Origin of the sequence: Campylobacter showae CC57C, from assembly GCF_000344295.2 — a bacterium.
GTDB lineage: Bacteria > Campylobacterota > Campylobacteria > Campylobacterales > Campylobacteraceae > Campylobacter_A > Campylobacter_A showae_B.
In genome coordinates, this window is sequence record NZ_AOTD01000173.1 from 21,213 (window position 1) to 30,729 (window position 9,517).

General features: G+C 45.0%; 9 protein-coding genes and 1 tRNA gene. 6 read left to right on the plus strand and 4 right to left on the minus strand.

Annotated features, from left to right (window positions below; genetic code table 11):
* Positions 1-8: 8 nt before the first annotated feature.
* Positions 9-917 (plus strand): pseudouridine synthase family protein, encoded by a 909-nt coding sequence (locus H740_RS06685; RefSeq protein WP_002952638.1) that lies wholly within the window; start codon positions 9-11, stop codon positions 915-917.
* An 11-nt stretch (positions 918-928) separates the two neighbouring features.
* Entirely contained in the window at positions 929-1,093 is a 165-nt protein-coding gene (locus H740_RS11725; protein WP_156318411.1) for a hypothetical protein, read from the plus strand.
* An 844-nt stretch (positions 1,094-1,937) separates the two neighbouring features.
* Here H740_RS11725 and rlmN read toward each other — a convergent pair.
* The 3 genes from rlmN to hisF are packed head-to-tail and all read right to left on the minus strand — an operon-like array spanning position 1,938 to position 4,484.
* On the minus strand, positions 1,938-3,029 hold the full coding sequence (rlmN, locus tag H740_RS06695) for a dual-specificity RNA methyltransferase RlmN (protein ID WP_002952640.1): 1,092 nt from the start codon (positions 3,027-3,029) through the stop codon (positions 1,938-1,940).
* Positions 3,026-3,691, minus strand: a complete 666-nt coding sequence (locus H740_RS06700) for a hypothetical protein (protein ID WP_034957591.1) — start codon at positions 3,689-3,691, stop codon at positions 3,026-3,028. The genes rlmN and H740_RS06700 overlap by 4 nt, the downstream gene beginning before the upstream one ends.
* Positions 3,692-3,728: 37 nt before the next feature.
* Complete coding sequence (hisF, locus tag H740_RS06705; protein ID WP_002952642.1) at positions 3,729-4,484, minus strand: imidazole glycerol phosphate synthase subunit HisF; 756 nt, start codon at positions 4,482-4,484, stop codon at positions 3,729-3,731.
* A 103-nt stretch (positions 4,485-4,587) separates the two neighbouring features.
* On the opposite strand from hisF, the gene rsmA reads away from it, so the two are divergent.
* From rsmA to H740_RS06725, 4 genes are read left to right on the plus strand one after another with little or no spacing between them, the layout of a single operon-like run.
* Positions 4,588-5,451, plus strand: a complete 864-nt coding sequence (gene rsmA / locus H740_RS06710) for a 16S rRNA (adenine(1518)-N(6)/adenine(1519)-N(6))-dimethyltransferase RsmA (protein ID WP_002952643.1) — start codon at positions 4,588-4,590, stop codon at positions 5,449-5,451.
* Positions 5,399-7,549 carry a ribonuclease J gene (locus tag H740_RS06715; RefSeq protein WP_002952644.1) on the plus strand — a complete coding sequence of 717 codons (2,151 nt, stop codon included), beginning with the start codon at positions 5,399-5,401 and terminating at the stop codon, positions 7,547-7,549. The genes rsmA and H740_RS06715 overlap by 53 nt, the downstream gene beginning before the upstream one ends.
* Positions 7,550-7,558: 9 nt before the next feature.
* The gene (locus H740_RS06720; RefSeq protein ID WP_002952645.1) at positions 7,559-8,518 is read left to right on the plus strand and encodes a KpsF/GutQ family sugar-phosphate isomerase; all 960 of its coding nucleotides are present in this window, start codon (positions 7,559-7,561) and stop codon (positions 8,516-8,518) included.
* Position 8,519: 1 nt separating this feature from the next.
* Positions 8,520-9,293 (plus strand): pseudouridine synthase, encoded by a 774-nt coding sequence (locus H740_RS06725; protein WP_002952646.1) that lies wholly within the window; start codon positions 8,520-8,522, stop codon positions 9,291-9,293.
* 1 nt (position 9,294) lies between these two features.
* Here H740_RS06725 and H740_RS06730 read toward each other — a convergent pair.
* Positions 9,295-9,370 (minus strand) — tRNA-Ala (locus H740_RS06730).
* Between the last annotated feature and the right edge of the window lie 147 nt (positions 9,371-9,517).

Sequence of the window (9,517 nt, forward strand, 5' to 3'; positions counted from 1 at the left end):
AGTTAAAATTGCCTTATATTCATAAATTTATCGCGCGTGCCGAAGGGCAAAAAGCGTATGAAATTTTGCTGCAAAACGGCTATAAAATGCGCGAAGCTCAGCGCTTAATCGACAAAGGCAGACTTATCTGCGACGGCGCGGTTGTCAGCGAGAAAAATGCTTTGCTAAGCGGTGAAATTTGTCTGATAGATTATGAGACGAATCCGCGCGGTTTAAAGCCGATTTTTGAGTGCGAGAAATTTGCCGTTTTTGATAAACCAAGCGGCGTGCTCAGTCACCCAAACGGCAGGCACTGCGAGTACTCGCTAAATGATGAAATTTGGTCGCTCTATGGCCGCGAGGCGTCGGTCGCGCATCGTCTGGACTGCGAAACTAGCGGCCTCATCGTCGTTGGCAAAGACAAAAATGCTGTCGTAAATTTGAAAAAGCTTTTTGAAAATAGGCAGGTTTATAAAAGCTATGTCGCACTCGCGCACGGCAAAATAAGCGAAAATTTGCGTATCGAAGCGAGTATGGATCTAGCAAACGACTATGACGACGTGAAAATGCGAATGCGAATTTGCGAGGACGGCAAAAGCGCAGTTACGGAGATTTTGCCGATAGAGTATTTTGCCGACATCGATGCGACTCTGGTTCGAGCCGTACCGCTCACTGGCAGACAGCATCAAATTCGCTTACATTTGTTCCACGTGGAACATAAGATTTTAGGCGAACTGCTCTACGGTCTAGTGCGACCGCAAATCAAGAAAATTTTAGATAAAGAGATGAGCGAAAGCGAGCGAATTTTGACAACCGGCGCTCCCAGACTGCTACTACATTCTGATGAAATTTGCTTTAAATTTGACGGCGTAGAATACAAAATAAAATCAGAATTTGATGCCAGAAATGAGTTTTACAACTTTGCAAAATCAAAATAAAAAGATAAAAGATGAAACTGAATATAGAACAACTAAAATCAGAATTTGAAAGCGAGCTAAATACGAAAAATTGGTTTAAAAATATCGGCAATCACTCGTTAGATACCGATAAAAAATTTGCTCCGTTTTGCGTCAAATTTGCAAAATTTGAGCAGCTGTCAAAGCTACTAAAATGAAACGAGTGGAGCGATATCGATCTTGATATTTTTGCCGAAATTTGCCGTTTTAGCGATCAAATTTTACGGTACTACTCGCTGACAGATGATCTTGCTGACGCGGCTCGGGAGATTTTGTCAACTAAAAAAGAGCGATTTATTCAAGATATTCAGACATGCGGTTTGCCGGCCGAAACTTATGATTATTCGGTGCTTCCGATTGTTTTGCGCGCATTTCAAGAGTGCGGCATACGTAAAATTTGTCCGAATTTCCGCATTGATTTCAATACAAATTTGCTAAGAATGTTAAATTTAGGTTACCTTCCTTGCGGTTGGGAGTATAATACGCCAAAGCCCCAGCAGGCTTACAGTCCGATTAAATTTGTGGGTGATAGCGTAAGGCGGTAGAATAAATTTGGCTATGGTGATGGAGTGCTGTATATTTATTAAAAAATAAAATTTAATCGTAACTCATAAATTTTACGGTTTCATTTTCGCTTTTATTGCATTATAAATTTCTTGCCGATCTGCCTTACGATCTGAAAATAATCGCCGAATTTTTCCTTTACTTTTTTTGAAATTTTTTATCTTATACATATCCTTTTTATCGTGATGACAGAGTATCAAATAGGTCGTAAAGTGTAAAATATCTAAAATTTCGGCTCTTAAATTTTTATCTTCTATCTCGTTTTCTAGGCAGATTTTTAGGATTTTTTGAAAATTTCTTATCAAAATAGAAAAAATCATAGAGCAAAAATGCTATATCATCGGTCGCGTTTGTCATAAAAGGCCGTCTTTATAATAAGTCCGAGCCCCGCAAAAACTACAACGCAAACGAAAACTATCTGGGATATATCAAGTAGCGTCATTTTGCCGTCTTGGCTATTGTTTTGCCGCTCGTTTGATTGTCGCGCTCTTTTAGCTGGCCGCACGCCGCGCTGATATCTAACCCCTTGCTCTGCCTGATGGTGCAGGTCACGCCGTGATCGCGTAAGTACGTTTGAAATGCCTCCATATCGGCCGTGTTTGGGCGTCCGTATTCGCTACCCTCGTGCGGATTAAAGTAGATCAAATTTACCTTTGCCTTGATACCGTGCAGCAGCGATACGAGCTTTTTGGCGTCCCTTATGCCATCGTTCATGTCTTTTATGACGAGATACTCAAACATCACTCGCTTACGCATATCGATGGGAAACCCCCTCACCGCCTCCATAACGGACTCGATTTTGTAGGCATTATTTATCGGCATCAGTTTGCTGCGGAGCTCGTTAGTAACGGCGTGTAAAGATATCGCTAACAGCACGCCCAGATCCATCTCACCGAGCTTTTTTATCTGGCTGCCTAGACCGCTCGTACTAACGGTCTGGCGGCGCGGTGCGATAGCTAACCCGTCGTTTTCCTTTAAAATTTTTATGGCTTTACTAACGTTTTCTAGGTTGTCCAGTGGCTCGCCCATACCCATATATACGACGTTTACGCGGTGCTCATACGGGATTTTGTTTTCTCTTTTTATCCATAAAATTTTCCCCACTATTTCGCCCGGCGTTAGGTTTCTCGTTAGTCCGCTCTTGCCCGTTAGGCAAAACGAACAGCCCATGCGGCAGCCTACCTGCGAACTAACGCAGATCGTATAACGAGCATGGCGCGCCACCTCGCCGTTTTCATCACTGAGCTCCTCTTTCATCGGCAACAGTACGCTTTCTATCCGCAGTCCGTCTTTGAGCTCGAAAAGATACTTGATCGAGCCGTCGGCGCTCTGCTCAAATTTGACGCATTTTAGCGGGTCGAGGTAAAACTCCTGCGCCAAATTTGCGCGCAGATCTTTTGGCAAATTTAGCATTTCATCAAAACTAGTTGCGTTTTTTTTGTATAACCATTCGAAAATTTGCTTCGCGCGAAACGGCGGCGAGAGCTGCTCTTTTAGCTCGTCTAATGTAAAATCAAGCAAATTTTTCAAATGATTTCCTTTTGTTTTAAGTATTTTTCGAGCTCTTTTTTTGCCTGCTCGTGGTTTTTTATAAAATCGGCATGCGCGTTTTTGTCACAGAAATTCGTCGCTACGAATATGCCGTAAGCGGGGATTTGAAATTTTTGCACGACTTTGAGGATGGCAAAAAATTCCATATTTTCTAAAAAATATCCGCGATCGAAAAGTTTATTAGCCAAATTTTGGTCGGTCGTGATGAAATTTGAGGAATTTACCTTACATGTTCCACGTGGAACAACAGAAGCGATTTCACTCTCAATCGGCGAATAGCTCTTGTTTTCTAGGCTTGAAATTTCGATATTTGCTGCGACCGAGCTCTCGTAAATTTTAAAAACTTCCCCCTCTTTGTAGAGTCCTGCCGAGCCTATAAAAATAATCTCGCTCGGTAATGCGTTTAAAATTTTATCTGGATTTTGTGAGGATTTCGCGCTTTGCAAAATAGGCGAATCAATCAAATTTAGCCTCTCGTCAAGCTGCCGATTGGCCGTCAAAATTTGCTCGTATCTACCGCAACCATCAACCATAGCTCGCTTTTGCAAAAGAGTCGTCAAATTTATGCTCATATCCACCAGCCCCACACCCATAGGTAGAGCGAATGCAAATACTTCGTTTCGTCCAGCCGAAATAATCACGCCATGCCCTTTTGTGCGCTAAATTTGAGTTCAAATTTCATAGCCTAACCTCGATGCCCTGATCCCGCAAATATCTCTTAAGCACCTTGATTTCGATCTCTCTAAAGTGAAAGATAGAGGCTGCTAAGCACGCGTCCGCACCCGCTAAAAATGCGTCCTTAAAGTGCTCCATTTCGCCCGCACCACCGCTTGCGATGACGGGGATGTCAAGCTCTCTAAAAACTCGCGTCAAATTTAGCTCAAAGCCGTTTTTAACGCCGTCGCAGTCCATCGACGTGAGTAAAATTTCGCCTGCACCGCGCTCTTGCGCCTCTTTCGCCCAAGTAGGCGCATCCTTGCCCGTATCTAGCCTGCCGCCGTTTATAAATACACTATAGCCCTCGCCTGTTTTCTTTGCGTCGATCGCGACTACGACGCACTGCGAGCCGAATTTATTCGCCGCTTCGTCTATCAAATTTGGATTTTTTATCGCGGCTGAGTTGAGGCTGATTTTATCGCAGCCGACGTTTAGTAGGCGTGAGATATCGTCGATCGTGCGTATGCCTCCGCCCACGGTCAGCGGGATAAAAAGCTTGCGCGCGACCCGCTCCACGACATCCACGATCGTATCGCGCCCCAGATGCGACGCCGTGATATCGAGGAAGCACAGCTCGTCCGCGCCCTCCTCGTTGTAGCGTTTGGCTATCTCGACCGGATCGCCCGCATCCACGAGACCTACGAAATTTACGCCCTTTACCACTCGTCCGTCTTTGACATCTAGGCACGGGATTATGCGTTTTGCAAAATGATTCATCGCTCTTCTTTACCTAAAATTTGGCTTTATTTTAGCTAAAATTGACTTATCTAATCATTACATAAGATATTTTTGGGTAAAATCGGCGAAATTTAGGAAAAAAATGGAAAATATTAAAGCAAAAAAATGCTTCGGACAAAATTTTTTACACGACGAAGCGACGCTAAACAAAATCATCCAAGCGATTCCCAAAGATACGCAAAATATCGTTGAGATTGGGCCTGGCTTAGGTGATTTGACATTTAGAATTTTGCGGATTTGCGGCGTAACTAGCTACGAGATAGACACCGAGCTTTTTGCGCTGCTGCAGAAAAAATTCGCAAACGAAATTCAAAACGGACGATTGAAACTTTTTTGCAAAGACGCGCTGGATCAATGGAGCGAAGGCGGCCTAAACGATGAGCCGTATTTTTTAGCGGCAAACCTGCCCTACTACGTCGCTACGAAGATGATCCTAAATGCGGTCGAGGACGAGAAATGTTGCGGCCTGGTCGTGATGATACAAAAGGAAGTCGCGCTCAAATTTAGTGCAAAAAGCGGCGATAGAGATTTTAGCTCTTTGGCGATTTTAGCCTCGCTTCAAGGTAGCTGCGAGCTGCTTTTTGACGTGGATGCGAGCTGCTTTAACCCGCCGCCCAAGGTAACTTCCTCGGTTATAAAACTGCAAAAAAGTAAAAATTTAATAGGCGAAACCGGAGTATTTGAGAGTAAATTTGAATACGAAAAATTTAAAACTTACCTCAAAATCGCCTTTAGCGCGCCTAGAAAAACGCTAATGAAAAATTTGAGTTCAAGCTATAACAAGCCTGAAGTCGAGCGAATTTTTAGCATGCTAAATTTGAGCGCAAACATCCGTCCGCATGAGCTAAATGTCGATCTTTATCTAGAAGTATTTAAAAATTTAAAGGAAGATAATGAACGACAAGAACGAAGAAAAAGCGGTGGTCTCTCAGGGCAAGAGCAATAAAAAGCGTAGATTTCGCCCGAGAAATAAAAATAAACAAGAAAATTTAGACCAAAACGCGCAAAACGGCGAGCAAAAAGCTAGTCAAAGCGTGATAGATAATTTCTTTTTAGAGCCTTTTGACGGCGGCGAACAGCATACCCAAAACGGCGAACAATCTAACGCTAACAAACAAAACGGCAAAAAAAATCGCAGTAAAAATAACAAACAAAACTCCCAAAACGGCGCGCAAGGCGAAAATAAAAACGCTAACAAGCAAGCCGCTACACCGAAAATCAAACAGGTGAAGCTAAACCGAAAAAACAGCGAAAGCCGAAGAAAAATTTACCCTGCTAAGCTAAACGGTAATGAGCAGTGGCAGCAAGATATAGCTAGCGCTATGGAGGCAAACAAAGCCGTCCACGAACTACGCCTGGAGCCTATGAAATACCTAAACTCGACCGATCACAGGATCCGCGTCACGCCTCTTGGCGGGCTAGGCGAAATCGGCGGAAATATGACCGTTTTTGAGACCGATACTAGCGCGATCATCGTAGATATCGGCATGAGTTTTCCTAGCGAGAGTATGCACGGCGTGGATATCCTTATCCCTGACTTTGACTACGTGCGCAAGATAAAAGATAAGATAAAAGGCGTCGTCATCACGCACGCCCACGAGGATCATATCGGCGCGGTGCCCTACTTTTATAAAGAGTTTAAATTTCCTATCTATGCCACGCCATTGCCGCTTGGTATGATAAATAACAAATTTGAAGAGCATGGACTAAAGCAGGAGCGCTCGCTTTTCCGCTCGGTCGAAAAGCGCAAACCGTATTTGATAGGAGATTTTGAGGTCGAGTGGATACATATCACACACTCTATCATCGACGCCAGCGCGCTTGCCATCACGACAAAGGCCGGCACTATCATCCACACGGGCGACTTTAAGATCGACCACACCCCGATCGACGGCTACCCTACTGATCTGGGGCGCCTAGCCTACTACGGCGAGCGCGGCGTACTGTGCCTGATGAGCGATAGCACAAACAGCTACAGAGAGGGCTTTACTAAAAGCGAAAGCAGCGTGGGCAAGACCTTTGATGCGATATTTTCCAAAGCCAAAGGCCGCGTGATAATGAGCACGTTTAGCTCCAACATCCACCGCGTCTATCAGGCGATCGACTGGGGACTAAAATACAACCGCAAGGTTTGCGTCATCGGCCGCAGCATGGAGCGCAACCTCTACACGGCGATGGAGCTTGGCTATATCAAGCTCGATAAGAAAATTTTTATCGACGCTAACGAAGTCGGCAAATTTAAAGATAACGAAGTGCTGATCGTCACCACCGGCTCTCAGGGCGAGACTATGAGCGCGCTATACCGCATGGCTACCGATGAGCACAAATACATCAAAATAAAACCGACCGATCAGATCATCATCAGCTCAAAGGCGATCCCTGGCAACGAAAGCAGCGTCTCGACGGTGCTAAATTTCCTCATCAAATCAGGCGCTAGCGTCGCGTATCAGGACTTTAGCGAGATACACGTGAGCGGTCACGCCGCACAGGAAGAGCAAAAACTGATGCTACGTCTAATAAAACCTAAATTTTTCCTTCCCGTCCACGGCGAGTACAACCACATCGCAAAGCATAAAGAAACGGCCGTGGCATGTGGCGTAGACGAGCGAAACATCTATCTGATGAGCGACGGCGATCAGATGGAAATTTGCCAAAAATACATGAAGCGCGCCAAGACGGTAAAAACTGGCAAGGTCTTTATCGACAACCAAATCAACAAGCAAATTTCAGACGACGTCGTGATCGATAGGCAAAATTTGGCCGAAGCGGGCGTCGTGATGATTATCGCGCAAATCTCTCGCCACGGCGCTAAGCTCATAAACAAGCCTCGCGTCATCAGCTACGGACTCGTGGGCGATAAGCAAGACGGCGAGTTTAGAAAAGAGATGGAGGGCGTGCTTGAGCAGTATCTAAGCAACGTCAAAGAGGAGCTTTTAAAAGACGGCAGGATGCTCGAAGGCCAGGTGCGCCAAGTCATCCGCAAGCATATATTTAGAAAAGTCAAAAAATACCCGACTATCGTGCCGATCATATACCTGATGTAAGGGCGCAAAATGAGCGAGATGATAAAAATAGCCGCTAACGTGCTAAAGACCGAAGCTAACGAGCTAACAAGAAATGCCGAAATTTTAGACGGCGAATTTGAAAAAGCGGTCGAGATTTTATACCAAACCAAAGGTAAAGTCGTGGTCACGGGCGTGGGCAAGAGCGGACACGTCGGCGCAAAGATCGCCGCGACGCTTGCTAGCACTGGTACGCCTAGTTTTTTTATGCATCCGACCGAGGCGATGCACGGCGATCTGGGTATGATCGGCAAGGACGATACGCTGCTAGCTATCAGCTTTAGCGGCGAGAGTGAGGAACTAACTAAAATCCTGCCTCACGTGCAGCGTTTTGGCGTACCGATAGTCGCGATGGCGAGGGATAAATTTAGCACGCTTGGCAAATTTAGCGACGCGTTTGTGAAGCTTGACGTTAGCAAGGAGGCCTGCCCGCTAGATGCCGCGCCAACTAGCTCGACGACGCTAACGTTAGCCCTGGGCGATGCGTTAGCTGTTTGCCTGATGGAAAAGCGAGGCTTTAAAAAAGAGGATTTTGCAAATTTTCATCCCGGCGGAAGTCTTGGCAAGAGACTATTTCTAAAAGTAAAAGACTTGATGAGAAGCGAAAATTTGCCGATAGTCCGCTGGAATGCAAGCCTAAAGCAGGCGATCGATACGATGACGCATGGCAAACTCGGTACAGTTTTGATCGTCGATAAAGACGGTGTTTTGGATGCGATTTTAAGCGACGGAGACCTTAGGCGCGCGCTGATGAGAGAGGACTTTGATCTAAACGACGCTGCGATCAAATATGCGACGCTAAAGCCAAAAGAGCTAAATAATAAAGAGATGTTGGCTATTGACGCGTTAGCGCTCATCGAGCGTTACAAGATCCAGCTACTAGCCGTCGTAGAAAACGGCATTCCGGTCGGCGTTTTACATATACACGACCTTGCAAATTTAGGACTATAAAATGCAAAAAAGCAGATTAAATAAATTTATATCGCATAACACGAGCTATTCGCGCAGAGAGGCCGACGAGCTCATAAAACAGGGCAAAGTTAGCGTAAACGGTCGCGTCGTTAGCGAGCTGGCCACTAGCGTTAGCGATGAGGATAAAGTGAAGATAAACGGCCGCATAGTAAGGCTGAAAAAAGAATTTACGATGATCGTTTATCACAAACAAAAAGGCGAGCTAGTTAGTAAAAAAGACGACCGCGGACGTAAAACGATCTATGATAGTTTGGACCGACAGTTTGCTAAATTTGTTAGTATCGGGCGGCTTGACTACGCTAGCGAGGGGCTACTTTTGCTAACGGACGCTCCTGCGATCGCTACCGCGCTGATGAACAGCGACGTAGAGCGCGAATACTACCTAAAAGTAAAAGGTGAGATAACGCCCGAGGTGATAACGGCGATGAATGAGGGATTTTTTGCTGCGGACGCTACCAAGGGCGCACATGCTAAAACCGCGATAAAATCAATGGAATTTAAGCCCTTTTTGGACTATAAAATTTTTGGCTCGAGCGGCGGCTTCACGAAGCTAAAAGTCGTGATAAACGAAGGACAAAACCGTGAGCTACGCCGGTTTTTTGGATATTTCGACCTTGAGGTGATGGATCTAAAGCGAGTTAGTTTCGGCCGCGTGGATCTTGGTATGCTAAAGCCCGGCAAATGGCGTTATTTTGAAAACGGCGAATACGAAGCGCTGAGGGATTTTTTGAAGGTTAATAATATTAGATATTAATTGGTGGAGTTAAGCGGGATCGAACCGCCGACCTCTTGAATGCCATTCAAGCGCTCTCCCAGCTGAGCTATAACCCCAATTATCGAAAAGATTTTGGAATTATATCATTTTTATCTTACGAAATTTTGAAATTTGATGAAATAAAATAAAATTTTAAGCAAAAATCAGCTAGAATCTCATTTCTCAAACAAAAATGCGGGAATAGCTCAGGGGTAGAGCACAAC

Bases quoted from the DNA above. Each gene is read 5' to 3' on its own strand.
- H740_RS11725 (WP_156318411.1), top strand. From the start codon at position 929: ATGAAACTGAATATAGAACAACTAAAATCAGAATTTGAAAGCGAGCTA.
- hisF (WP_002952642.1), bottom strand. From the start codon at position 4,484: ATGAATCATTTTGCAAAACGCATAATCCCGTGCCTAGATGTCAAAGAC.
- rsmA (WP_002952643.1), top strand. From the start codon at position 4,588: ATGGAAAATATTAAAGCAAAAAAATGCTTCGGACAAAATTTTTTACAC.
- H740_RS06715 (WP_002952644.1), top strand. From the start codon at position 5,399: ATGAACGACAAGAACGAAGAAAAAGCGGTGGTCTCTCAGGGCAAGAGC.
- H740_RS06720 (WP_002952645.1), top strand. From the start codon at position 7,559: ATGAGCGAGATGATAAAAATAGCCGCTAACGTGCTAAAGACCGAAGCT.
- H740_RS06725 (WP_002952646.1), top strand. From the start codon at position 8,520: ATGCAAAAAAGCAGATTAAATAAATTTATATCGCATAACACGAGCTAT.